At 61.3% G+C, this 24366-nt stretch carries 23 protein-coding genes, 2 tRNA genes and 1 pseudogene; 13 read left to right on the top strand and 13 right to left on the bottom strand.

Going from position 1 to position 24366, the window contains the following annotated elements; translation table 11 throughout:
* Positions 1-34: 34 nt before the first annotated feature.
* The 4 genes from NKJ57_RS26115 to NKJ57_RS26100 form a co-directional block, all read right to left on the bottom strand.
* Positions 35-1348, bottom strand: coding sequence for an NAD(P)H-dependent oxidoreductase (locus NKJ57_RS26115; protein WP_023834060.1), 1314 nt, complete (start codon positions 1346-1348; stop codon positions 35-37).
* A gap of 152 nt (positions 1349-1500) precedes the next feature.
* Positions 1501-2895: a multicopper oxidase family protein gene (locus tag NKJ57_RS26110; protein ID WP_352513172.1), complete on the bottom strand. Its 1395-nt coding sequence runs from the start codon at positions 2893-2895 to the stop codon at positions 1501-1503.
* A 182-nt stretch (positions 2896-3077) separates the two neighbouring features.
* Positions 3078-6911, bottom strand: coding sequence for a caspase family protein (locus NKJ57_RS26105; RefSeq protein ID WP_352513174.1), 3834 nt, complete (start codon positions 6909-6911; stop codon positions 3078-3080).
* Between the two features lie 392 nt (positions 6912-7303).
* Positions 7304-7378: transfer RNA gene (locus NKJ57_RS26100), tRNA-Thr, on the bottom strand.
* A 150-nt stretch (positions 7379-7528) separates the two neighbouring features.
* Between NKJ57_RS26100 and NKJ57_RS26095 the strand changes: the two genes are divergently transcribed.
* The 11 genes from NKJ57_RS26095 (at position 7529) to NKJ57_RS26045 (ending at position 15174) form a co-directional block, all read left to right on the top strand.
* The gene (locus NKJ57_RS26095; protein WP_023729050.1) at positions 7529-7723 is read left to right on the top strand and encodes a hypothetical protein; all 195 of its coding nucleotides are present in this window, start codon (positions 7529-7531) and stop codon (positions 7721-7723) included.
* Between the two features lie 134 nt (positions 7724-7857).
* Positions 7858-9150 (top strand): UDP-N-acetylglucosamine 1-carboxyvinyltransferase, encoded by a 1293-nt coding sequence (gene murA, locus NKJ57_RS26090; RefSeq protein ID WP_352513176.1) that lies wholly within the window; start codon positions 7858-7860, stop codon positions 9148-9150.
* Positions 9151-9317: 167 nt separating this feature from the next.
* Positions 9318-9752: a DUF2948 family protein gene (locus NKJ57_RS26085; protein ID WP_023681909.1), complete on the top strand. Its 435-nt coding sequence runs from the start codon at positions 9318-9320 to the stop codon at positions 9750-9752.
* Positions 9753-9886: 134 nt separating this feature from the next.
* Positions 9887-11179, top strand: a complete 1293-nt coding sequence (hisD, locus tag NKJ57_RS26080) for a histidinol dehydrogenase (RefSeq protein ID WP_352513177.1) — start codon at positions 9887-9889, stop codon at positions 11177-11179.
* A gap of 6 nt (positions 11180-11185) precedes the next feature.
* Positions 11186-11671 carry a UPF0262 family protein gene (locus NKJ57_RS26075; RefSeq protein WP_023669283.1) on the top strand — a complete coding sequence of 162 codons (486 nt, stop codon included), beginning with the start codon at positions 11186-11188 and terminating at the stop codon, positions 11669-11671.
* On the top strand, positions 11659-12123 hold the full coding sequence (locus tag NKJ57_RS26070) for an arsenate-mycothiol transferase ArsC (protein ID WP_081725519.1): 465 nt from the start codon (positions 11659-11661) through the stop codon (positions 12121-12123). Before NKJ57_RS26075 ends, NKJ57_RS26070 begins: the two co-directional genes overlap by 13 nt.
* A 185-nt stretch (positions 12124-12308) precedes the next feature.
* On the top strand, positions 12309-12527 hold the full coding sequence (gene infA, locus NKJ57_RS26065) for a translation initiation factor IF-1 (RefSeq protein WP_006200926.1): 219 nt from the start codon (positions 12309-12311) through the stop codon (positions 12525-12527).
* A 19-nt stretch (positions 12528-12546) separates the two neighbouring features.
* Positions 12547-13173, top strand: a complete 627-nt coding sequence (locus NKJ57_RS26060; protein WP_023681911.1) for a Maf-like protein — start codon at positions 12547-12549, stop codon at positions 13171-13173.
* Positions 13170-13361, top strand: a complete 192-nt coding sequence (gene yacG / locus NKJ57_RS26055; RefSeq protein ID WP_023669280.1) for a DNA gyrase inhibitor YacG — start codon at positions 13170-13172, stop codon at positions 13359-13361. The genes NKJ57_RS26060 and yacG overlap by 4 nt, the downstream gene beginning before the upstream one ends.
* Before the next feature lie 214 nt (positions 13362-13575).
* Positions 13576-13651 (top strand) — tRNA-Phe (locus tag NKJ57_RS26050).
* A 212-nt stretch (positions 13652-13863) separates the two neighbouring features.
* Positions 13864-15174 carry a tyrosine-type recombinase/integrase gene (locus tag NKJ57_RS26045; protein ID WP_023746231.1) on the top strand — a complete coding sequence of 437 codons (1311 nt, stop codon included), beginning with the start codon at positions 13864-13866 and terminating at the stop codon, positions 15172-15174.
* A gap of 271 nt (positions 15175-15445) precedes the next feature.
* On the opposite strand, the gene NKJ57_RS26040 is transcribed toward NKJ57_RS26045, so the two are convergent.
* The 9 genes and pseudogenes from NKJ57_RS26040 to NKJ57_RS26000 form a co-directional block, all read right to left on the bottom strand.
* Positions 15446-16765: a type II toxin-antitoxin system HipA family toxin gene (locus tag NKJ57_RS26040; RefSeq protein WP_023669278.1), complete on the bottom strand. Its 1320-nt coding sequence runs from the start codon at positions 16763-16765 to the stop codon at positions 15446-15448.
* A gap of 12 nt (positions 16766-16777) precedes the next feature.
* Entirely contained in the window at positions 16778-17074 is a 297-nt protein-coding gene (locus tag NKJ57_RS26035; protein WP_023669277.1) for a helix-turn-helix domain-containing protein, read from the bottom strand.
* A gap of 351 nt (positions 17075-17425) precedes the next feature.
* A pseudogene (locus tag NKJ57_RS30925) lies at positions 17426-17729 on the bottom strand (transposase); the annotation flags it as partial.
* A gap of 30 nt (positions 17730-17759) precedes the next feature.
* The gene (locus NKJ57_RS26025; protein WP_023669276.1) at positions 17760-18269 is read right to left on the bottom strand and encodes an HAD family hydrolase; all 510 of its coding nucleotides are present in this window, start codon (positions 18267-18269) and stop codon (positions 17760-17762) included.
* A 1-nt stretch (position 18270) separates the two neighbouring features.
* On the bottom strand, positions 18271-19155 hold the full coding sequence (locus tag NKJ57_RS26020) for a DNA-processing protein DprA (RefSeq protein WP_198022480.1): 885 nt from the start codon (positions 19153-19155) through the stop codon (positions 18271-18273).
* An 85-nt stretch (positions 19156-19240) separates the two neighbouring features.
* Positions 19241-19927 (bottom strand): phosphoribosyltransferase, encoded by a 687-nt coding sequence (locus NKJ57_RS26015; RefSeq protein ID WP_198022479.1) that lies wholly within the window; start codon positions 19925-19927, stop codon positions 19241-19243.
* Between the two features lie 287 nt (positions 19928-20214).
* Positions 20215-20646 carry a ubiquitination-like system serine protease family protein gene (locus NKJ57_RS26010; protein ID WP_023669273.1) on the bottom strand — a complete coding sequence of 144 codons (432 nt, stop codon included), beginning with the start codon at positions 20644-20646 and terminating at the stop codon, positions 20215-20217.
* Positions 20643-21830: a ThiF family adenylyltransferase gene (locus tag NKJ57_RS26005; RefSeq protein WP_023746230.1), complete on the bottom strand. Its 1188-nt coding sequence runs from the start codon at positions 21828-21830 to the stop codon at positions 20643-20645. The genes NKJ57_RS26010 and NKJ57_RS26005 overlap by 4 nt, the downstream gene beginning before the upstream one ends.
* A complete protein-coding gene (locus NKJ57_RS26000; RefSeq protein ID WP_023746229.1) occupies positions 21805-22314 on the bottom strand; it encodes a multiubiquitin domain-containing protein in 510 nt (169 codons plus the stop codon). The genes NKJ57_RS26005 and NKJ57_RS26000 overlap by 26 nt, the downstream gene beginning before the upstream one ends.
* A gap of 127 nt (positions 22315-22441) precedes the next feature.
* Here NKJ57_RS26000 and NKJ57_RS25995 point away from each other — a divergent pair, with 127 nt between their 5' ends.
* Positions 22442-22822 carry a helix-turn-helix domain-containing protein gene (locus NKJ57_RS25995; protein ID WP_023669270.1) on the top strand — a complete coding sequence of 127 codons (381 nt, stop codon included), beginning with the start codon at positions 22442-22444 and terminating at the stop codon, positions 22820-22822.
* Positions 22815-23678 (top strand): ImmA/IrrE family metallo-endopeptidase, encoded by an 864-nt coding sequence (locus tag NKJ57_RS25990; protein ID WP_031214820.1) that lies wholly within the window; start codon positions 22815-22817, stop codon positions 23676-23678. The genes NKJ57_RS25995 and NKJ57_RS25990 overlap by 8 nt, the downstream gene beginning before the upstream one ends.
* Positions 23679-24366: the final 688 nt, after the last annotated feature.

Genomic DNA, 24366 nt, shown 5'->3' with positions numbered 1-24366 from the left:
GACAAGGCCAGCCCGACTGGCCTGTCATCCAATCTCAGCTCCCGTACAGCATCTCATCCTGCAGCTTGCGCAAAGCGAACAGCCTGGTCGTGCGGTCGGGTGTGGCGTTGTCGGTGGTGATGAGCTCGCCCTTCCTGACCGGCTTCAGCACCTTGCCGCCTTCGAGCAGGCCGACCGGCACTGCCAGATTGGCGCGCGCCTCTTCGACGGTCATGGTCCAGGAGCGGTAGCAAGTCTCGCCGATGGCATCGAAGGTCTCGCCCGTGGCGAGATCGCGCTTGGCGACCGCGCAGACCTCGGCCACCGGCTTCGGCAGCGGCACCATGTCGGGGCGGCCGTAGAGCATGATACGCGCTGCCGTCAGCGGCACTTCCAGCGAGGTCAGATGGTAGGGCCGGAAGAAGCTGTAATAGGGGCCGTGGCCGATATGCAGATCGTCCATGCGCTCGACGATGCGCGGATGCGTCGCCTCGACGATGACGAAGACGCCCGGCGCCACACCCTTGCCGATCGTGTAGTCGACAACACCCTTCTTCGACAGGATGCCGCCATCGGCGCGCGGTATCAGCACCTTGGCCAGCTGGTCGCGGTCGGCCTTGGGCCCGTGCATGCCCGGCACATCGGGCACCAGCCCGGTGGCGTTGGCGATGGCGCACATCTCGACCATGGTTTTCGAGCCGTCGACGAACTCGACCAGCATGCGCGGGTTCATGTTGCGGCGAAGGGCTTCCTCGCGATAGTCATCCGGAACGGCATCGTGGTTGAGCGGGTTGTTCTTGCCCTTGCCAGCCGAGACGATGGTGTAGCCGAGCGCGGAGGCAAACTCGATCAGCTCCATGCAGCTCGACGGCTCGTCGCCGGCGCCGACCGAATAGACGACGCCGAGCCGGTCTGCCTGCTGCTTGAGGTAGCAGCCGATCGTGACGTCGGCCTCGACATTCATCATCACCAGGTGCTTGCCGTGCTCCATCGCCTTCAAGTCGAAATCGGCGGCGACACCAGGCTTGCCGGTGGCGTCGATCACGACGTCGATCAGCGGATTGGTGACCAGCATCTCGTTCGAGGTGATGGCGATTTTCCCGGCCTCGATCGCCGCGGTGACTTTCGAACCCATGTCGGCCTCGACCGCCATCGCCTCGTCGCCATAGGCGATGCGGATGGCGTCGCGCGCCGTGTGCGGACGCCGCGTCGAGATGGCGCAGATCTCGATACCGGGCATCAGCATGCCTTGCGTGACCAGGTCGGTGCCCATTTCGCCGGAGCCGATGACGCCGATGCGCACCGGGCGGCCCTCGGCGGCGCGCCTGGCGAGATCGCGGGCCAGTCCGGTCAGGGCGACATTGGTCATGCAAGCGTGTCCACGGCTTCTTGATTGCAGGCGGGAATAGCAGGGAACGGCCCCGCTTTGCCAACGAAACCAGCGGACGGCGGCAATTTCTCCGGCAACAGGCCCGGCAGGTGAGGCCAACCCCAGTAGAGGCTGATTGACCCGCCTCGGCGTCAAACCACCCTGATATAGCTCGTCATGCCGGTTTTCTGATGTTCGATGATGTGGCAGTGCAGCAGCCAGTCGCCGGGATTGTCCGCGACGAAACCGAGCTGAACCTTCTCGTTGGGCTGCATGAGATAGGTGTCGGAGATGACCGGCTGAACCTGGCGTGTCGACGACGACAGCACCTTGAAGCTCATGCCGTGCATATGCATCGGATGCGATTGCGGCGTCAAATTCTCCATGTCGATGACATAGCTTTTGCCGAGCTTCAGCTCGGCCAAAGGCGCGGTCGGGTCCGGCGTGTCGCCCGGCCACGGTACCTTGTTGATGGCCCAGAAGGAGTAGCCTAGCGTGCCGCATATGCTGTCGCTCGGCACGTTTTCCGCCGTGGCGCTGAGCGAGAGCGCGATGTGTTTCGCGCTGGCGAGATCCACCTCCGGCACCGGGTTGGCTTCCAGCGGTGCGAGGTCGCGCAGGTCGCGCTTGAGCGAGCTGCCGGTGGCGCGCAAGGTGGCGAGGACCTTGGGTTTGGTGCCCCTGATGTCGCCCAGGCTGACGATCGCGCCCTCCTGGTCAGGCATGCGGATGGCGAGCTCCATGCGCTGCCCCGGTCCGAGCAGCAAGGCATCGGGCGCAAAACGCTGCGGCACCGGATTGCCGTCGAGCGCGATGACCGCGGCCTCCGCACCCTCGACGCGAAACGCGCAGATGCGGGTGACATCGGTGATGGCGACCCGCAGCCGCACCAACCCGCCGGCCGGCGCGTCGAATTGCGGCTGGTCGAGCCAGTTGGCGGTGCGCACCGTGCCATAGGTTCCGGTTTTTGCGGCATCGCGCGGCCGGAATTGCTGGATGAACTGCGCGTCGTCGCCGAGGCGCCAGTCGCGCAGATTGACGATTGCCTCCGCATCGAATTTCGGATCGCCCGGGTTTTCGACCACGATCACGCCCGTCAGGCCGTGGCCCATCTGCTCCAGCGTGTTGCAATGCGGGTGATACCAGAACGTGCCGGCGTCGGGCGGGGTGAAGGCGTAGTCGAAATGATCGCCGGTGTAGACGTAGGGCTGAACCAGGAAGGGAACACCGTCCATCTTGTTTGGAACGCGAATGCCGTGCCAATGGATGGTCGTCGGGTCGTCGATGGCGTTGACGAGACGCGCGGCAAAGGGCTCGCCTTTTTTCATCCGCAGTACAGGCGGCATGCCTGATTCACCATACGTCAGGACATCCCGGGTCTCGCCCGCATCCATGAACCTGGCCTGGATCTTTGCCGTCTTGAGCACCACCGGCTCAGGTGTGACAGCTGCCCAACCGCTGAGCCTGGTCATTGCTGCCAGCCCGACGCCGCCACCGCCGGCAACCGCAGCCGTTTTCAGAAGCCCGCGGCGGGTGAATAGGGTCATCTGGCGCTCCAACGGAATATGATTACCTGTCGCCCTGAATGACGGGTGGCGACCGGCGCACAAGCCGATACTGCCACATCGCATCTCTGTCATGCCATGGCGAGCCGGTGACATCTGCTTGCACAACAGCGTGAACGCTGGCGTGCCCACCATTCGCCCGCATCCGGGAGCGCGGGCTCGGATTAATGCAACTCGGCCAGCAACGCCTGTGCCTCGGCGAGGTTCTTTTCGGAACCGGCGGCGAGATCGTCCATCTTCTTGTCACGGAAGATGACGAGCGCGTCCTGGCATGCGGCGATCGCTTCCTGTGCCATCGCCTTGTCCTTGTGGGCGGCGCCCAGATCAACCAGCACGTCGCACAGGCTGTCCTGCGTGAAGGCGACAGCCGGCACCGAATTGATCTTCTTTTGCGCCACGATCGCCTCGCGCAGGACCAACACCGCCTCCTCGAAATGCGCGACATTGTTTTCGGCGCGGCCGGCCATGGTCAAGGCATAGCCCATCTCGTTGCGCGCATTGGCCCAACGTTCGGGATCGCGGTCGCGACCGAGCTGCTCGGCAAGCGCCCGGTTGACGACAATCGTCTCCTCGTACAATTCAGCCGAAGGCTCGCGGGCCGCGATCATGCTCAGCGTCTGCGCGAGACTGGTCTGGTTGGTGATCCAGAGATCGGGATCGCGGGCGATCGTTCGCACCGTGGCGAGGTCGCGGTAGATCTGAGCGGCTCGTTTCAGCTTGCCGACATCGTTCGCCCAGTAACCAAGACTCGACAGCCCGCCGGCGAGATTGTTCTGATTGTTCTCCCAGACAGCCAGCGCATTCTCGCGCGTTACCACGCTGAGCGCTGCGTCATAGGCGGCAATCGCGCGGGTGAGCAACTCGACGTCCTTGCCGTCCGCGGCCATCAGCAAGGCATTGCCGATATCGCCCTTGGTGCGCGCCCATTGCATGCGGTTGGGAAAACCGTCGTAGATCCGCGCTGCCGTCTCGAAGCTCTCCACGGCCTTGGCGTAGAACGTGGCGTCGCCACCAATCCGGCCCTGGCTGTAGAGGGCAAAGCCGAGGTCGTAATTGATATTGGCCCACTCCTCCGGGTCGGCGTCCTTGGAGTAGGCGGGGAGCGCGGCTTCCAGCATGTCGGCTGCTTGCGCCAGCAAGTCCAGGTTGGATGTATTGTCGCCCAGGATCGACAGGGTCTGGCCGAGCACGCGCCGCGTCTGGCCGATCTCCGTGACATCACCGCCTTTCGTCTGCCCGTCGAGCGCCGCCCGCAGCGCGTTGACCGATTGCTGCAGCAGTTGATCGTCAGAGGCCAGCTTGCCTGACATCATCAACGCGCAGCCGAGGCGGAATTCCGTCTTGGCCCAATTGGCTGGGTCCTTGTCGCGGGTGCGAACCCTGAGCACCTGACCGTAGACATCGATCGCCTGCCGCAGGGTCGAGATGTCCCCCGCGCGTTCGCCCCAGTTCGATAGCGTGCCTGCAAGGCTGTAGCCAATCGAAGCGAACTCGCCCGGCGCGGCGGTTGCGGTATAGACCTCCCATGCCTTACGATACGCGGTCACCGCCTGAATGTAGTAATCGGTTCCCGTATCGAGATCGCCGAGCGTGTCGTTGACCGATCCCAGATTCTGCTGCAGCGAAGCCCAGTCGAGCGGCAGTTTCTCACGCGCATATTCGGACAGAGCGGCCTGGTACGCGGTGGCTGCCAGCAGCAGCAGTTCCTTGTTCTTCTGCTTGGCGCCGAGGCGCTGCAAGGCGTTGCCGAGCGTCAGCTGGCCGTTGGCCCAGCTCGCCGCGGCGTGCTCGCGCGTCCAAACCGTAAGCGATGCAAGGGCGGCGTCGCGCGCCTGCTCAAGCGTGGCGACATCGCCGTTAATGGTTCCGATCGATTCCAGCGCCGTGCTCAGATTATTCTGGATTGTCGCCCATTGCGCCGGCGCGCGTTCCCTGGTCATTTCGCCGGTCGCCGCCTGATAGGCAGCAACCGCCTGCTGCATGGTCGCGATATCCTTTTCGCGCTCACCGAGGCGGTAGAGCGCGGCCCCCAGATTGACCTGGCTCAGCGCCCAGTCGAGCGGTACGCGCTCCCTGCTGTATTCGGTCAGCGCCGCACGATGCGCTTCGATTGCGGCGCGAAAACTGTCCGATGTGGTCTGGCGTTCGCCGATCTCGGACAGCACGATGCCGACATTGTTCTGCGTCGCCGCCCATTCCAGCGGCAGTTTTTTCGACGACTGTACCTCGAGCGCCGAGCGGAAGGCCGCGACTGCCCGCTCAAGCAGTGCCGTCCCGTTCTCGCGCTGGCCGAGCCGCCAGTAGACCGTGCCCAGATTGCCATAGGTCGATGCCCAGTCGTCAGGGTAGGCGTCATGCGTATAGACGGTCAGCGCCTGCTCATAGGCGGCAGCTGCCTTGTCGAGGTTTTCGCGGCCGGCTTCCCGTTCGCCCAACGTAGCAAGCGTGGCGCCCATATTGTTCTGGGTGGCCGCCCAAAGCAGCGGCAACTTTTCGCGGGTGACATAGGTCAATGCCTGTTCATAGGCTGTCAGGGCCTGGGCGAGATACGCATTGTCGCCGGAGAAGTCCCCTTGTTCCGACAGAGCGTTGGCCTCTGCCGCCTTGTAGTAGAACGCGTCTTCGTCGCTCCATTTGGCAGCCTGCTCGAAGGCCTTGGCGTAATCCTGCGCCGCCTCCTTGAAGTTGAAGGAGATTTCATAAGTCCTGGCACTGCTGGCGAAGACCTTTGCGAATTCCAGCCGCTTTGCCTTCAGCTCGGCCTCGGCCTGGTCGACCGTAGACGAAAGTTCGCCGATGCGGGCCTTGGCCTGCTCGTTGAATTTCTGCGCCGCTTCGAGCGCGCCTTCCTGAACCGCCTGTTCGGCGAGTTTCGATAGCCTGGCAATTTCGGGGTCCGGGTTTTTCAAAGTCTCGCGTTCAGCCAACACGTGTTTCAGCCGTTCGGTCTGGCCGCGCAGCAATTTGTCGAGTTCGGCCGGATCCTTGGGTATGTCGACCCCGAGCGCCTTCAGCATGGCGTAGAGCCCATCCATCGGCACCTTGCCGTCACGCGCTATGGTTTCGATCTGGCGGCGCTCCGGATCGGGTAGCGTCGAGATGGTCAGCAGGAGCTGGCGCCGCTCCCTTAGGATTTCCCCCTCGTCGCCTTTCGGCGCCTCGGCGGGGGTACCGAAATAGAGCAGCCGCCGCAGGCTCTCATTGACCCAGGGCCGCTGCTGGCCGTTGGTCTTGAGATAGACCTCCTCGCCGATCATGCGCAGAACGGTGCCGAATTCCTCGCCGCCCATCGTGTCGATGTGGCGCAGGATCGCCGCCGCATAGGGGCTGTTGCCATCGGCCGGACCGTCCAGCGCAACCTTGCCGGGCTCGGCGGCAAAGGCGATGACCTGGCCGAGGCTGTCGTCGACCGAGCCCTTGGCCTCGGCGCCACCTTTCAGGGAAACCACGCCGCGCGTTTCGCCGAGACCGCCGGCGCCGATCGGCTTGCCTTCGTCGCCCGGCGCCAGCTTCAAGAGCGTGCCCGGCGGGAACGGATCGTTGCGGCAGGCGTCCAGCAGAACGATGGTGACCGGCACCTTGGCCTTCAGTTCGGCGACGATGGACGACAGCGGCACCAGCTTTTCGCCGGCATTGTCGAGCGCCGAGATATCGGCATCGACAGGGACCAGATAATTCTCGCCGCCGGCTTCGATGCCGTGGCCGGAATAGTAGATGATGGCGACATCGGCGCCCTCGGCATCGTCGACGAAGCCTTCGAGATCGCGCCGCAATTTGCGTGCGTCGCGATTGGTGGCGACATTTGTCTCGAAGCCGAGCCTGTCGAACATCTCCTCGATGGCGCGGGCGTCGTTTTCCGGATTGGGCAGTTTGCCGACATGCTGGTAGTCGGACTGACCGATGATGAGCGCGACGCCTTTCAGCGCCTTCGGCTCTTCAGCCAAAGCGGGGCCAAACGCGCATAGGCACACCAGTGCCGCGGCAAGTGCCGCGCACATGCGCCCTGTCGCACCTGCTGTTCGCCCAAAGAGCATTCTCTACCCCAAACCCGACGCTATCTTCCGCAAGCGAGATGGCATCATGATGGCCGGCCGATGGCAAGTCCTTGGGCGAGCTGTGTTCTTGTCATGCGTACGAGGCGGCTGGCTTTCAGCGTGCGAGCGGTAGTGTTCAGCATGCCGGATACGGCCAGTCCGGCCTGTTCATGAGTTGACAGGTCCGGACTTGTTGAGCAGTCGTCCGGCCCGTAGAGCCTCTTTCTCTCAATGTTTCCGGGCGAGGGGGCCACGGTTGGATGCGCGGGATTGGCACTTTTGCGTCAGCCGGCTTTTTTGGTCCGCAACGAGACCCCGACTTCGCGACGCATCTTTTTAAAATCGAAGGAATGAACTGGTGCTGCGAGAGAGGATTGAACTCTCGACCTCTCCCTTACCAAGGGAGTGCTCTACCACTGAGCTACCGCAGCCGCTGATGGCGGGGCTTCTGCCATATAGAACCGGCAAGCGCAAGGCGTCTGTGAAAGGCTTTGCCAGACAAGTTTCGCTGACATGGCGGCGCCACAATGCTAGCTATCCCTTGAACGGCAGGCCCTGCCAGTCGCGGGCGGGACGGAACGATGGACGACAAGACAATTCCACCGAAAAAGGCTGATCCGGCAAAAAAGGACGGGACTAACCGCAAGGACCGTCTGGCCGAGCAGTTGCGCGCCAATCTCATGAAGCGCAAGACGCAAGCGCGTTCGCGGCGCACCGGTGACGCTGACCAGCGCCCGGAAGGCCTGGCGGCTGCTGAAAAAATGCACAAGGACTGACCGATATCGGCCACACTGGCCGGCCAACTTGGCCAACGGGCTCAGGAATCTTGAACCAAGCCGGCCAATGGTCTAGACGGGCCGATACGCAAACTGACGAAAACCGGCCTTTCGGGCCGAGGGGACATTCTCTCATGGATCGCATCAGAATTGTCGGCGGCAATAAGCTCGCCGGAAGCATTCCGATTTCGGGCGCGAAAAACGCCGCTTTGCCGCTGATGATCGCCTCGCTGCTCACCGACGACACGCTGACGCTGGAAAACGTGCCGCATCTGGCCGATGTAGAGCAGCTGATCCGCATTCTCGGCAATCACGGCGTCGACTATTCGGTCAACGGCCGCCGCGAGAAGCAGAATGAGGGCTATTCGCGCACCATCAATTTCTCGGCCCGCAACATCGTCGATACGACCGCGCCTTACGAGCTGGTGTCGAAGATGCGGGCGTCGTTCTGGGTGATCGGCCCGCTGCTGGCCCGCATGGGCGAGGCGAAAGTGTCGCTCCCCGGCGGTTGCGCCATCGGCACGCGGCCGGTCGATCTGTTCCTTGAAGGTCTGCAGGTGCTGGGCGCCGACATCGATGTCGACACCGGCTATGTGCTGGCAAAGACCAGGAATGGCCGCCTCGTCGGCAATCGCTATGTGTTCCCGAAGGTCTCCGTCGGCGCCACCCATGTGCTGATGATGGCGGCAGCGCTCGCCAAGGGCGAGACGGTGCTGGAAAACGCCGCCTGCGAGCCCGAAATCGTCAACCTCGCCGAATGCCTCAACGCCATGGGCGCCAAAATTTCCGGCGCCGGCACGCCTGTTATCACCATCGATGGCGTCGAGTCGCTGTCGGGCGCGCGCGTGCGCGTCATCCCCGACCGCATCGAGACCGGCACCTATGCCATGGCGGTGGCCATGACCGGCGGTGATGTCGTGCTCGAAGGCGCCCGCCCCGAGCTGCTGCAGACCGCGTTGGATGTGATTGCCCAGACCGGTACCGAGATCACGCCGACCAATTCCGGCATTCGCGTCCGGCGCAACGGCGCCGGCATTTCGCCGGTCGACGTCATGACGGCGCCCTTTCCGGCCTTCCCGACCGATCTGCAGGCGCAGTTCATGGGCCTGATGACCATGGCCAAGGGCAAGTCGCGCATCACCGAGACCATCTTCGAAAACCGCTTCATGCATGTGCAGGAACTGGCCCGGCTCGGCGCCCACATCACGCTGTCCGGCCAAACGGCGATCGTCGACGGCGTCGCCAAGCTGAAGGGCGCACCCGTGATGGCGACCGATCTGCGCGCCTCGGTGTCGCTGGTCATCGCCGGTCTGGCGGCCGAAGGCGAAACGACGGTCAACCGCGTCTACCACCTCGACCGCGGTTTTGAGCGGCTGGAAGAAAAGCTCTCCAATTGCGGCGCGGTGATCGAGCGGATTTCAGCTTAACCGCACGGCAGTTGCTTCAGACAGACAGGCGTCTGGTGCTGCCTTCATTCACCGCCAACACTTCAAACCCGAGGCGCTAGCCTCGGGTTGAATTTGTGTCGCGGTTGCACGGACCGGAAAGACCGCCTAACAGAAGGCTGAAACCAACTTTCAGGTGTGCATTCGGCATGGCAGCCCTCAAACTCATTGCGCTCGACGATCAGGATCTGAGCATCGTCTCGGCTCACGTCCAGGACGCCGTAATGAAGGTCTCCGACCTCGAATACCTGCCTTCGGCCAAGCGTTTCATATTGACCATGAACCGCTTCGTCTGGGAGGCGAAATCCGGACTGTTCAGCAAGCACAATGAGCGGCGCCAGGCGGTGTTGCATTTCGACCGCGTGCTCGGCGCCAAGACCAGCGGCATTGCCCGCGATCGGCCGGCCGAGGTGCTGTCGCTTCTGGCAATCAGCTTTATCGAAATCAGCAAGCCGGCCGGCATCGTCGAGTTGGTCTTTTCCGGCGGCGGCGCGATCATGCTCGACGTCGAATGCATCGAGGCACGGCTTGCCGACATAGGCGGCGCCTGGGAAGCCACCTCGCGTCCGGTGCATAGGGTCTAGAGCATGATCCCAAAAAGTGGGTGCCGGTTTTTGTTGGACAAAACGGGAATCGTTTGTCCAGAGATCACGCTCCAACAAAGGGCTAGATCATGATGAGATTTCAACCAAATCTCACCATGATCTAGACGCAGCCGATGGCCATTACGCTTATCCAGTCCGATGCCGGTTTCGCGCAGCGTTTCGCCGCCTTCCTGACCACCAAGCGGGAGGTATCGGAGGACGTCGACACTGCCGTGCGCGCCATCATTGCGCGGGTTCGTGCCGAGGGCGACGCTGCCCTGGTCGACTACACGCTGAAATTCGACAAGGCCGACCTCAATAGCCTCGGCATCGCCGTGTCGAAGGACGACATCGCGCAGGCCTACAAAGACGCCGATCCGCAGACGGTCGAGGCGCTGAAATTTGCCCGTGACCGCATCCGATCCCATCACGAGCGACAAATGCCCAAGGACGATCGCTATACCGATGCCGCCGGGGTCGAGTTGGGTTCGCGCTGGACGGCGATCGAGGCGGTCGGGCTCTATGTGCCGGGCGGCACGGCAAGCTATCCAAGCTCGGTGCTGATGAACGCCGTGCCGGCCAGGGTGGCGGGCGTCGAGCGCATCGTCATCGTCGTGCCGGCGCCGGGCGGCATCATCAATCCGCTGGTGCTGGTGGCCGCCGATATATCAGGCGTTTCAGAGATTTACCGCGTCGGCGGCGCGCAGGCGATTGCCGCCCTTGCCTATGGCACCGAAACGATCCGGCCGGTCGCCAAGATCGTCGGGCCCGGCAATGCCTATGTCGCCGCCGCCAAGCGCCAGGTTTTCGGCACGGTCGGCATCGACATGATCGCCGGACCGTCTGAAGTGCTGGTGGTGGCCGACGGCAGCAACGATCCCGACTGGATCGCCGCTGATCTTCTGGCGCAGGCCGAGCATGACGTGTCGGCGCAGTCGATCCTGATCACCGACGATCCGGCCTTCGGCAAGGCCGTCGAACAGGCGGTCGAGCGGCAGCTGCAGAGCATGCCGCGCGCCGAGACGGCGGCTGCCAGCTGGCGCGATTTCGGTGCGGTGATCCTGGTGGAGACCATCGAGGCCTCGCTGCCGCTGGTCGACCGCATCGCCGCGGAACATGTCGAGCTTGCTATCGACGATGCCGAAGGCTTCCTGGCCAGGATGCGCAATGCGGGTGCTGTGTTTCTGGGACGCCATACGCCCGAAGTCATCGGCGACTATGTCGGCGGCTCCAACCACGTGCTGCCGACGGCGCGTTCGGCGCGCTTCTCTTCGGGCCTGTCGGTGCTCGATTTCGTCAAGCGCACCTCGATCCTGAAGCTCGGGCCGGAGCAGCTGAGAGCACTTGCGCCGGCGGCGATTGCGCTGGCCAAGGCGGAAGGCCTCGACGCGCATGGCCGCTCCGTCGCCATCCGGCTGAACATGTAGGCGGCGATGGCGGACGGCGATCAAACCCGCGCAAGGCTGATCGATGTCGAGCTCGACGAGTCGATCGGCCGTTCGACGCCCGATGTCGAACATGAGCGCGCGGTGGCGATCTTCGACCTGATCGAGGAGAACAGCTTTCAGCCGGTCAATGATGACGGCGCCGGGCCTTATCGGCTGAAGCTGTCGCTGGCCGAATCCCGGCTGGTGTTTGCGGTCGCCCGAGAGGATGGTGCTGATGTCGTCACCCATATCCTGTCGCTGACGCCGCTCAGGCGCATCGTCAAGGACTACTACCTGATCTGCGAAAGCTATTACGACGCCATCCGCTCCTCGACGCCGAGCCATATCGAGGCGATCGACATGGGCCGGCGCGGCCTGCACAATGAAGGCTCGCAGACGTTGATGGACCGGCTGGCCGGCAAGATCGACATCGACTTCGACACGGCGCGGCGGCTGTTCACGCTGGTCTGCGTGCTGCACTGGCGGGGTTAGACCTGACTGGGGCGCCCCGCTCGATCCTGTTTTTGTGCGGCATGAACGCCGTGCGCTCACCGATGGCCGAGCAGCTGGCGCGGCGCATGCTGCCGCCGGCCACTTTCGTCGCCTCTGCCGGCGTGCACAGGGGCGAGCGCGATCCGTTCGTCGACGCGGTGCTGGCCGAAGAAGGCCTGACGCTGGGCGAGCGCCAGCCGCGCTCGATGGACGATCTCGAGGACGATTATTTCGACCTGATCGTCACCCTGGCGCCGGAAGCCCACCACGCCGCGCTCGAACTCACCCGCTCGCTTGCCGTCGACGTCGAATACTGGCCGATGCCGGATCCGACCGATGTCGGCGGCAGGCGCGAGCAGATCATGGCCAGCTATCGCGACGTGAGAGAACGGCTGAAAGCGCGCATCAGCCGACGTTTTCTGCTTCCGGAGGTAAAAAACGCGGCGGATTGATGCATGTCGCTCAAAAGCGGTCCCGGTTTTGAGACAACGACATGCATAAAACGAAAGCTTGGAGCGCGTCGCATATGACGCGATCTAAGCGTGTTCACAAGCGCACGATTATCATATAGGTTCCGCCGAAATTCCGGCCTGGGCGCTCCAGGGCGCCGGAACTGCAATCCAAGCAAAGGTATCGAATGCCGAAGGAAGAAGTCCTCGAGTTTCCGGGTGTCGTGACGGAATTGTTGCCCAACGCGATGTTCCGGGTGAAGCTCGAAAACGAACACGAGATCATCGCCCATACGGCTGGCCGCATGCGCAAGAACCGCATCCGTGTGCTGACCGGCGACAAGGTCCTGGTCGAGATGACGCCCTATGACCTGACCAAGGGCCGCATCACCTACCGTTTCAAGTAACAGTCCCGCGCGAACCGCGATGAGCATCCTGCAGAAGCTCGTGCTTGCCTCTGGTTCGCCGCGCCGGATCGAACTGTTGCAACAGGCCGGCATCGAGCCGGACCGCGTGCTGCCAGCCGATGTCGACGAAACGCCGCTGCGCGCCGAACATCCGCGCTCGCTGGCCAAGCGGCTGTCGAAGGAAAAGGCCGAGAAGGCGCTGGCCTCGCTGAAAAGCGAGGAAGACTATGCGCCAAGTTTCGTGCTGGCCGCCGATACGGTGGTCGCGGTCGGACGCCGCATCCTGCCCAAGGCCGAGACGCTGGACGACGCCGCCAATTGCCTTGGACTGCTTTCGGGCCGTTCGCACCGGGTCTATTCCGGCATCTGCCTGATTACGCCGGGCGGCAAGCTGCGCCAAAGGCTGGTTGAATCCAGGGTACGCTTCAAGCGGCTTCCGCGCGAGGAGATCGACGCCTATGTCGCCTCCGGCGAATGGCGCGGCAAGGCCGGCGGCTATGCCGTCCAGGGTCTCGCCGGGTCGTTCGTCGTCAAGCTGGTCGGCTCCTACACCAACATCGTCGGCCTGCCGCTCTACGAGACGGTGGCGCTGCTTTCGGGCGAAGGCTTCAAGGTCCACACCAGCTGGCATACCGCGCGGCCATGAGCCTGGACGATAAGGTCACACCACTGCGCCCGAAGCGCCCCTGCCCCGAATGCGGCAAGCCGTCGGCGCGCGAGACTTATCCGTTCTGCTCGAAGCGCTGCAAGGACATCGACCTCAACCGCTGGCTGAAGGGCGCCTATGTGATCACCGCGCGGGATGACGAGGACGAGAGCGACGAGCCGAAGTAGGGTTTGGGCGGTGCCGGCCGCGCAATTCCACTTCGCCGACCTTACGCGATTGCTGCTTTGCCGGCGTCGGTATTGTCTGCGACAATTGCCCCGGAAAATCAGCGCTTAGGCGCTGGACAGGCCGGATTCCCGTGCTATAACCCACGCGCTTTCAAGGGGTGCCCCACGGCGCTTTCCTGAAATCCGGTCAGGCGATGTCTCGTTTGCCGGCGAGGCCCAGATAGCTCAGTTGGTAGAGCAGCGGACTGAAAATCCGCGTGTCGGTGGTTCGAATCCGCCTCTGGGCACCATCCCCTCTTCTCCCGACACTCCGTTAAGCCGAACCTTCTACGCTGCCGCTTCTGCAAGCCACTGGGATTGTTGATCTTTTTCCGTCGCATTGCGCAATTAAGCGGGACAGAGAGCGCTTCGGGCGCATTTGGTCCAACGAGGCGGGGGGATGGTATTTCCGTTGGTATTCGACATCCTGATGGTATCGAAACAGCCAAGGGAGACCTGACGAATGGCCCTATCCGACGTGAAATGTCGAAACGCCCGCCCTGCTTCCAAACTCGTGAAATTGTCTGACGGGGGCGGGCTGCAGCTATGGGTACAGCCCACGGGCTCTCGCCTCTGGCGGCTCGCCTACCGCTTTGACGGCAAGCAGAAACTGCTCGCGCTGGGGAGCTATCCGCTTATCTCTCTCGCTGAGGCACGGGAGGCGCGCGATGATGCTAAAAGGCTCCTGCTAGCTGGCGTCGACCCTGGAAAGGAACGCAGCTTGCGGAAGGCCGATTCGGCAAAGGACTCCTTTCGCTCAATCGCGGACGAATATGTTGACAAGCTGAAGAAGGAGGGACGTGCCGTCCGGACGATCAGCAAGGTGAAATGGCTGCTCGACTTTGCCTATCCGATAATCGGCGATAAGTGCATTCGGAAGATCGATCCGGCTATCATCCTTACCGCCCTCCGTCGAGTCGAGGTTCGCGGTCGATACGAGTCGGCCAGGCGACTGCGCTCCACCGTCGGCAGCGTGTTTCGATACGCAATCGCGACCGCACGCGCCGAGACAGATCCGACCTTCGCCCTCAGAGGCGCACTCATCAGTCCGAAGGTAACGTCTCGCGCCGCGATTACCGATCCGAAGGCCTTGGGCGGTTTGCTGAGGGGGATCGATGCATTTGATGGACAGCCTACAACCCGAGCCGGTCTAAAGCTGATAGCGCTGCTGTTTCCCCGCCCCGGCGAGCTTCGCGCCGCTGAATGGGAAGAGTTCGATTTTGAAAGCTCGGTGTGGACGATCCCTGAAGCACGCATGAAAATGCGACGGCCGCACCGCGTACCCCTATCAAAGCAAGCGATCAGCGTCCTGACTTCACTGAGAGAAATCTCTGGTGATGGATCGCTGCTGTTTCCTAGTGTTCGGTCGGCTTCGCGTCCGATTTCCGACAATACGCTTAACGCCTCACTGCGTCGTATGGGTTACAGCAAGGATGAAGCTACCGCGCATGGTTTTCGAGCAACGGCATCAACTCTGCTGAACGAATGCGGCAAGTGGCATCCGGACGCCATAGAGCGGCAGCTGGCCCACATTGAGAACAACGACGTTCGGCGCGCCTACGCCCGGGCAGAGCACTGGGAGGAGCGCGTCAAGATGATGCAGTGGTGGGCCGATTACCTGGATGAACTCAAGAGCAAAAACCTGCGGGTGATCTCAATCGAGGGACGCCGCAAGCCTGCTGTCCACACACCAACGCGACCATCCACTTTGAACCCAACAGCGGCCGTTGATCAAACGCCGAAACAGATCTCCAACCGCCGGAAATCATACTGACCGTTAAAAAAAGCCACAACTCGACGCCAAATCGTAGGCCCGCATTGTCAGATTTCCTGGAGAGAAAGTTGACCACATTCGGCGGGAAGCTGCCGTTCTGCAACCGACCCCATTCCCGTCATTCAAGATGCCGATGGCCGGTTCCGAAACCGGGCACCTACCCGGCCCGGGCCTATCAGAGCGAGAATGCCATGGGCAGTGTGCGGTCCGTCCGTTTCGCCGACATTAGTCCGTGGATCCGCTATCCCCGCCCGACTTTCACCTCCACAACCTACACGGGCTCCGCGGCGGCTTCCTCTCCATAGATCCGGGACAAGCCCTGGATGCGCGTCGTGATCGCGTCGACGAGGCGACCAACGATCTCATGGATGATCCCCTCCTGGCGAAGCTCTTGCGCGCATTCCGATGACATGTCCGGTATCACCGCGAGCTGATGGCGGATCGTCCGCATTGTGTACTCGCCGCCAACCTTTGCTGAGGACGCACAGCGACGCCAGTGGCGCGGCATGATCTCCTCGATCGGGTAGGCTCTGTCGATCTTCATCGCCAGTTTAAGGTCGCGCATCTCAGCCTGGATCTCTCCCTCGCCGAGGTGCGGCAGAATGGAGGAGATGTCGTAGAGCGGAGCTAGGCGGGCCTCGCCCTGGGCACCCAGCAGCATCGAATAGTTCTTTGCATGCGCGTCCGTGCCGGCGATGATCCAGTTGAAGACGTTCGCGGCCATGAAGGTCTGACGGTCTTGGACGGGTTCCATGGAGGCCGCCAGCACCTTTTTGGAGATCGCCGTGATACCTGGCCCACCCTGGTTCTCGTACTTTAGCGTCGGCATCACCGATAGGGCCTGGCACATGTCCTCCTGATGGATGCGGATGGTCTTGCCGTCGATGTTGCGGCGGTCGTAGCGCTCGAGAACGATCGCCTTTTCGCCTGCGAAGTCGAGAACCTGGCTGTGTGCAGCGTCCATGCCGAGCTTGCATGCAAGCTGCAGGCAGAAATGCTCGTTCTCGGTATGCCCGTGCAAGTGCGGCAAAGGCGGCTTGAAGATGTGTGTCGTGGGCGTGTCGCCTAGAGGGATCCCCCAGCGATTGCTGCCCTTGTCGAAATGGAACGCCGTCTTTGCCTGCGCACCAGCGAGACTGAACTGACCAGGATCGCCGATTCGCCGGGTCGCCGCACCATCCTTGCGGAGGTCGCGCAGGCGGTCGCCAATCTGCGCCTCCGTGAGCAACTCCACGTTCTCGCCGCGGGAAACCTGGTGGCCACGCGGAAGGAACTGGACGGCGCCGGCGCAGTCGCGGCCGACATTCTTGAGCAGGGCAAACGGGTTTCGGGCGGAGACCTGGAACCTCTGCGCCCATCTGGCGAGGGTCTGCTCATTATCCGGCAGCAGACCCCAGAGGAATGCCTCGACGACCTTGCCCTCGTAGGTCCTGGTGATCGTCGGCATGGACAGGGAAAGCGGGATCGCCACCCGGCCCTCCATCCATGCCTCTTGATAGGAGAACGAAAGCTTGCCGCCCTGCAGGTGGTGGAGCCACCCAACCGGTCTGCCAGCGATATGGACGTCGAGGGTGTCGATCGGGTTCACCATGATCATCGTCACCTAGAGCTTGTAGGGAATCTCGTCGTCGTCATCGTCGACATGCCGTTCATCGGCATTATGATGATGATCAGCAGCTGACGTCGGCGCCGGCGGGATTTGAAAGTCCAGCTCCACACCAAGCGTAGTCAGCGCCAGCAGCACGTTACCGATCTCGGCGCTGGGCTTGCCGTTCTCGATCCACGACACCCACGTCTGCGTGGTGTTGATTATCTTGGCCAAGGCAGCCTGGGACAGGCCGCGACGGGTGCGGGCCTCCTTGATCAGGATACCAATGTCCCGAGCTGTTCTGATCTTCATGGCGTATACGATCTCTGTATGAGCTAGCCTGATATAGGCTCCTATATGACGGGTGTCAATATATGCCACTATATCAAACCTTACCCCATATAGGTTCCTATATGGGTGATCCTCATATATTAACCTATATTGAGATAGGCAAACTCGTCAGAGGACCAGCCGCTTTCGCGCCCGTCGTACAAAGTCTCTAGCGTGACCGTTTCGAGTTTTGCGACTGCCAAATAGGAAGATCGGGTGTGAGCGGATTACCATGATCGCCCGGAGCATAGGCTCCAGTGAGAGGAAGGATAGATTGGCGCGGACCGTACTCGACCACCCGTTTCGAATTCCCTTGCACCGCGCGGCCGGTCCATAGACTGCGTGCATGATCACGGTCAACTTGACGCAGGCCTTGCAGTGAAATGAGCGTTCGGCGATCCCTGGCCCCAGCTTTTGACCTTGTCGGAGCCGTTGAAGCGCGTCTCTGGCCCAACGCCGTCTCGCAGAGCGCCCGCCGCACGTCCTCGTCGCCGGCCTTCGAGATGCCCCCCTGAACGTCGATGGAGGAGCCGGATTGGCAGCGCCGCGACGTCTGCCCGAAGTAGACCGCGCGACATCACGCGAACGGTGGAAGCGACGGATCGTCGATCACGGTCATGCAGGAGAGCCCTGTCACCGACTCCGGGGACACCTTCGACTGAGCGGGTTATTTCAGGTCGAGCTTCTTTTTGAGGTAGTCGCGCAGTTCGCCGACAGACGAGAAAATAGCGTCTGGTTTCGAGGCTTCCAAACCTGCCACGTCGAGGCAGCCCCATGCCGAGCCCAACGCGGCGACGTTGGCTCCACGCGAAGCCTCGGTATCCTGAGGCTGATCGCCGACATGATAAGTATTGTGAGGTTTTCCTCCCGCTTTTGACATCGCAAGCAAAAGACCCTCCGGGTGCGGCTTTCGGTTTTTCACGTGATGATAGCCGACCACAATATCTATCGGCCAGGCATGTGCCTTTATGAAGGCCTTCGGCACCATGTCGGGGCTTTTTGTAACGATAGCCAATGTGTGACCAGCCGCATGTAGCTCGATGAGCAACTCGGTAATTCCGCCGTAGACGGCCAGTTTCGGGGCTTGGGCCATAACCGCCTTCCAGTCCCGAGCGGCGCGAAGGTGCTCAACTGTGGAGGTGTCCACGAGAGTTTGATCGAAGTCGAAAATAATCATCTCAGAAACCCAACCGAGTTTGAGGATCGATGTCCAATGCGCGCTCCGGTCTTTTTGCTGGAGAGCGTTCGACCTGCTGGACGTGCAGCAAGAACTGCGTCAAGGCGACCCCATCGGATATGGCGCGGGCCCAGTGCTGAGCAATCATCATCTGATTGCCCTTCGTCTTGTCCTCGTGCTTCCACTTATCGGGATGATCAATGCACGCCAGCGCACGCTTCTGCTCTCGGCAGAACCGCACCGTGTGCATGGTCCCACCCTTCACATCCGTCTCCACCACTAGCACTGCGTCGGAGAGACCACTTTGGATGCGATCTCGCTCGGCAAAAGCTGTCCGCATAGGAGTGACACCAAGAGGATATTCGCTGACCAAACAGCCGCCGTTTTCAATTAAGCGAGTTGCCAGTCCCCGATTGGCGGCGGGATAAACTTTGTCCAAGCCGTGGGCCATCACTGCGACCCCCACACCGTGGGCATCCAAGCAGCCTTCGTGACCAAGAGTATCGCAGCCATGTGCTAAGCCACTCACGATAGTGAAGCCCTCGCTTGCTGCCGCCGCTGCCGACTTCCTAGCAACAGCTTCACCATAAGGAGTTGGCTCACGCGTCCCCACGACGGCAAGGCACTTCGTCGCGTGGAGTCCTGCCACGGCTCCCCTTACATACAAGACGGCAGGAGGATCTGGGATATTACGAAGGCGCTGAGGGTACCCTTCGTCATGGAATGAGAAAAACTTCGTATCGCTATTTAGCGTTTTCTCCAACTCGTCCTGAGCTCGATCCCATGCCTCTAACAGTGCGCTTTCCGATACCTTCGCCCGCGCCGCCCTGTCCACCACAACGTCTTTCGCATCACGGTCAGGCACAGGCCCATTAACGATGCGCAAGGCCCCCCGCCGGCCGAGACCTTTGAGCTTCATCAAAGCGACTAGCGCTACTGATGTCGATGACACGGGCGATGAAGCCATTGCTCTAATCCTTCTTGAACTTCGCGTCGTGCTCCCGTTCGCCCTGCCCCCATAGCGTATCCCACCTAGCAGGAACATGATCGTTCTCGGGATTCGGGCAGTAAGCAACACTCTCCGCTTTCGCGAGCGCAATCCCATACACCTTGCATTTCGGATTAGCGGCAAGCACCGCTAGCGCGATGCGAGACAGCGTATCACCTCGCGTGATGAAGTCATCGAAAACGAAGACATGGTCCGCATCTATTTTTGCCGACTGATACTTAGCCTTATCCAGCTCAGCGGAGCGACCCTCAGCGGAATAAATCGTATGAATCTTCTGATGGACATTCTTGGATAGGATGCTGTCGGAATATTGCGCCCCCACAGTTTTTGCGCATTCCTTGGTAATCCACGGTATTGAGCGGCTTGGGTCGGCTTTCGTTTCCTTGGACGAAAGCGCGGGGATAAATGAGGCGCGTTTGGGATCAATACCTAAGTGCTTGATGAGAGTCGGAGCAGCATCGTATAGAACCGTCGCCGCACCCCACTCGGCTTTATTATTCTTGTCTTTGAATCGAATAAACCAGGCGGTCCACTTCTCGTCAGTCCTGTCTTTCAGTTTATAGGCAATTGTAAACGAATACGTCAGCCCGAGAGACACGCTCAGGTGAGGAAAACCCATCCATCCGGCAATTTTGTTGAAATAAACCACGCCACCCCCCTTACTTCGCAGTGCACGATGTAAGCAGCACGAGGCCGACTATCAACTCGCTTGCTGGCCTTTTTATTCTGCCAAAATTCGAAATTTCACCGGAGACCGCAGTGCACTCTTGGGAAACGGCCTCCGCCTGACGCGATTCGGGCCTAGGTGCCACTCTGAAAGGTCAGCCGAGTTGGATGCTCTACGGAAAGCGCGACCTATGAGAGCGGCCTCAAGGTCCCGGCCCAGACGTAGGCCTATGAGACTCGCATCTGCGCGGGCCCGAAGCGCGGCACGTGTTAACGACCGCCGGTCAGCCACGACCAGAAACCTCTAGATTTGGTTTTCGCGACCTCGGCCTTCGGCGAAGCGAGCGGCTCGACATGGCCACCGAAGTGACCTTCGCGCGCCGCCTTGTCGCGCATCCTGCCCCACGCAATCTCGTCCTCCGACATGTCGCCTGCCCAGACCACTGTGTCCATACGGATGAAATAGTGGGACCGGCAGGCGAATGACCAGTTCCCGACTGACGGCGAGAGACTGACGCTCTCGCCGTCAAAGGTGAGTTGCCAGCCTACCGGGCTAATCGGTGTCACCACCTTGGTGCCACAACCGCAGAAGCAATCATGGACTGCGGTTGCATACGGGATCGAAACATAGAGGACACCGGCCTCGCGGACCCTCGGGACGAACTCCACGAACTCGTGTCGGATCTTGTAGGGTCTCTTCATTCGCTGTCCTCGTTGATCGTCTCGGCGCCCGCGAGCACGAAGATGCTGAAATGTTCGTGGGTGTCGTCATCGTAGAAACCGAAAAGCTTCTTGAACTTGATGACTGCAAAGGCAGCATTCAGAGCGTTGAGTTCCACCACCTGAATGTTTTTGTCGTACTCGTTGACCTCTTCTGTCGTCATGAACGCGATGCGTTTCCCGTTGTGGACGTGCTCGCGCTTGGTAGGCGTGCTGGTCGTTGTACGTATCTGGCCCCGCAGGCTCTCGTTGTGCACCGTCAGGCCCATGCCCACATCTACGAACGGGATGTTTATTGCCTCCAGTTTTTGGACGATCGGCCGCTTCCCGGTCCCCTCCATGCACAGGAACACGAAGTCAAGGCCTTCCAGCAGGTGAAGGTTCTCAGGGGTAAGCTTGACCTTGTGCGGGACGATGCCGCGGCGCATTTTGCTGTAGGTACGCGCGTGAAACTCGACCTTGGAGAGCTCCTCCTCCAGTTCTTCGCCTGAAGGCGCGCCCGGCGCCCGAAAGGCGTTGTGCTGGTTGAACCCGTCGTTGTCGAAGAGGTGGATTTCGCGGACGTGGGTCTTGGCGAGATAATCCAGGACGTAGGAGCCCGTGCCGCCCAGGCCGACGATGCCAACCTTCAGCGGCTTGAGCTTTAGCGCGATTGCCACGATGTCGGCGCGACTACTGGCCGTGTCCTCGTAAAGAAAGACGCTGTCGTCCTCGTCGGGCGCGTAAGGCTTGAAGGATTGCGCCGTCACACCCGGCTCGATCACCTGTGCCGGGCCCGAGATTTTCGCCACGTAGTGCGCCATCTTTTGATGGAAATCATCGTAGCGGTCGGCGGGCTTGGGCTTACAGGAAAAGTTCCAGCGCACCGGCATCCCGTCGATCTTCAGGCCGTCACCCAAGTCGCTGTCGCCAAGCCCCTGGATCTTGCTGCCGTCCTCGTTGCAAGGGTGATCGCCGGACCACTTGGTCTGGTGATCCTTGGGCGGCTTCGCAACGTCGTTGGTCACCTCCAATGGGGCGAACAACACGCCGCGCTTTACCTGCCGGTTGCTGTCAACATAGGGTACGTCACGGATCACGAGATATCCCGTGACCACGTCGACGCTGTAGCCCTCGTCTCGAAGCCGCTTCAGCGGCGGGCTACGATCGATCGGTCGCCGTGACATCGAACTTCATCCTGTTTTTGATCTTCACGGAGTGGCCAGCCGTGAGCGTGCCTTTGGGGTTCGACGGGGGGCCATCACGGTAGGTCACTGTGAATTCGATGCACGTTCCCGTCGGCAGGACGGGGAACGCGATCTTCACCAGTTCCTCGAACGAGAGACGAGTTTCAGTGGTTTCGAAGGGCTCGCCATTGATGCCAACTGTCACAGCCTTCTGGCTGTAGAAGTGATCATCCTTCTTCAGGTCGATCACAGTGTCGTCGCGCGGTACGAGTTTGTCCTCGTGATCACCCGGCACCTCCCGGAACAACTCACGGTGGTTCGGGATCTCGGCCAGCGCGTAGAGCGCTTTGCCCGTTGTGGGGTCGGGCGACTCGAAAATCTCCCGGTCGACATGGATACGCACCAGGTGCGCAGCGACATTGACTGACATTTTTACTACTTTCTCCGCTTCGCGGTGCTTGCGTTTCGCTCTGCCGGATGGCATCTTGCTGTCCGGACAGACAACACTTAGGCTCTCAAAAACGCCCTGTTCGGCACGAGACCAACCCAGAGCGCGTTGTCTGTCTGGACAACAGAATGGGAGATAGTGTGGCGAATGTCAAGGAGGGCGGATGCCGGAGTCTGCGTTAGGAATTTGGCTGAAGGGGCTTCGCGGCGATCTTAGCCTGCGAGAGTTGGCTCAGCGGAGCGAAGTCGATCACGCCTACATCTACCGCCTCGAGACGGGTGCGAAGGAAGCGCCGTCCGACGAGGTGGTGAACAAGCTGCTCAGCGGTCTGGCGCCGTCCGAGCGGGAAGTCAAGATCCTGCGGTTTCTATCAAGTCACCCCAATGTCGACCCCGATCTTGCCGAGTTCGCGAGGGCCGATGATCGAGTTTCATTCGAAGAGTTCCATATGCTTACCACCGTCGTGAACCGTGGCGCCCGCCCCGACTACGCGACCTCCCTTGCCCGCATCCGCCGGTTCATGAGCGAGGACGAAGATGGATGAACTCTCCGTCGCGATGAAGGCACGCGACTTCATCGCCAAGAGCGGTCCATTGGCGCTTCCGGTCTCAGTAAACGCCTACGCGGCGCAAGTCGGAGGTACCGTGAAGCAGGAAGTGCTTCAGGAACATGAGGACGCATGGTCGGTGCGGTTGTCGAACGGCAAGTACCGCATTTGCGTGAACTGCGCCCACAACAGCCGTCGGCAGCGCTTTAGCATCTGTCACGAAGTGGCTCACGAGGCCCTCGGCATAGCGGCGGATCATAGGTCGCCGAGCTGGAGTTTCACGCGTAGGCCGCCCGGCGAGATCGCCTGCGACGTGTTCGCGGCCGAGCTATTGCTTCCATTCAAGCTGTTCAAGCCGAGAGTCGATGCGGCTGACATGAATTTCGCCGCAGTCAGCGACCTGGCCGACGAATTCGACGCTTCCTTGATGTCGACGGGCTCACGTTTCGCCACCTTCTCGCGCGAACTATGCGCCTTCGTGCTCTCCGAGGGCGGCAAGGTTCGTTACTGCTCGCGTTCCACATCCCTGCGAGGCGCCAAGGCTTGGGTGCGCCTCGGAATGGATTTGCCAAGCGACTCCTACAGCGCCCGGGTGCGGGCGGGGGCAGCGGCGGCAGGCCCCGAGGAAGCCGAGCCGGATCAGTGGTTCGAGGGCTGGGAGCGTGAAGGTTCTCTCTACGAAGACGTCCGCCACCTCGCCGCCTGGGATCAGACCCTGACGCTGCTCTGGTTCGATGATGAAGATCTCCCGCCCCCGGCGGCTGAACGGAAGCGATGGGAGGAGGAGACCTACGGCCTCCGCGAGCTTGACGGCGAGCTGCCTTGGCCTGGCAGGTCGAAACGTAGGAAATAGGAAATGAGCTGGGCCGGCCGGCGCGCGGCGCGAAACATCCTTCCGTAGAGCCGAGAAAAATCTGACCCCTGTTTGCAGAACCTTACACTGACCGCTGTGGGCCGGGAAAAGACTGACCATACCGGCGATTTCTCGGCGCAACCCGTGCGGGAGCTGGCCGCAGCCCGTGATGCGGTGGAAGCGCTTCCCATCGAACGGAAGAGATCGACGTATCCTTCGCAAGACCCCACCATTGGAGGTGCTGGCGGCATTTGCGAACTAGTGCCAGAGCCAAGCCACCAGCGCTTTGAGCGCTTGCTTATGGAGGGACCGCGAGGGCGCCAAGCCAGGAAGTCATCGATCGTTATTCGCTCGGCTGGCCCGGGAGTAATGCCGTGGCGAGCAAGCTCGACATAAAGGTCAAGCTCACTGGAAAAAACCAATTTCCAAAGTTCATTGACGTTTTGGGTTAAAACCAGAGTTGGAACTGCCAGCGTGACCTCCTGACGCAACTCTATCGCAAATTCTCCGCCAAGAATTGGTATTGAATCTCACGCTCAACCGAGACTAGCAGAGACTAGATTCAGGCGGCCGCTTCATTTGCAAGATCGTGTCCCAGGGAGTGGTGTAGCTGACGGCTTGGTCGCCGCGCTCTCCGGCAAGGGGCCGGGATGATCAGCGTGCCACGGCTGGCAGGCTGATGAGGGGA

It is taken from the genome of Mesorhizobium sp. M0077, from assembly GCF_040322955.1.
Lineage (GTDB): Bacteria > Pseudomonadota > Alphaproteobacteria > Rhizobiales > Rhizobiaceae > Mesorhizobium.
Note: the sequence above shows the minus strand (reverse complement) of the source record. Positions and strands in the feature narration are given on the sequence as shown.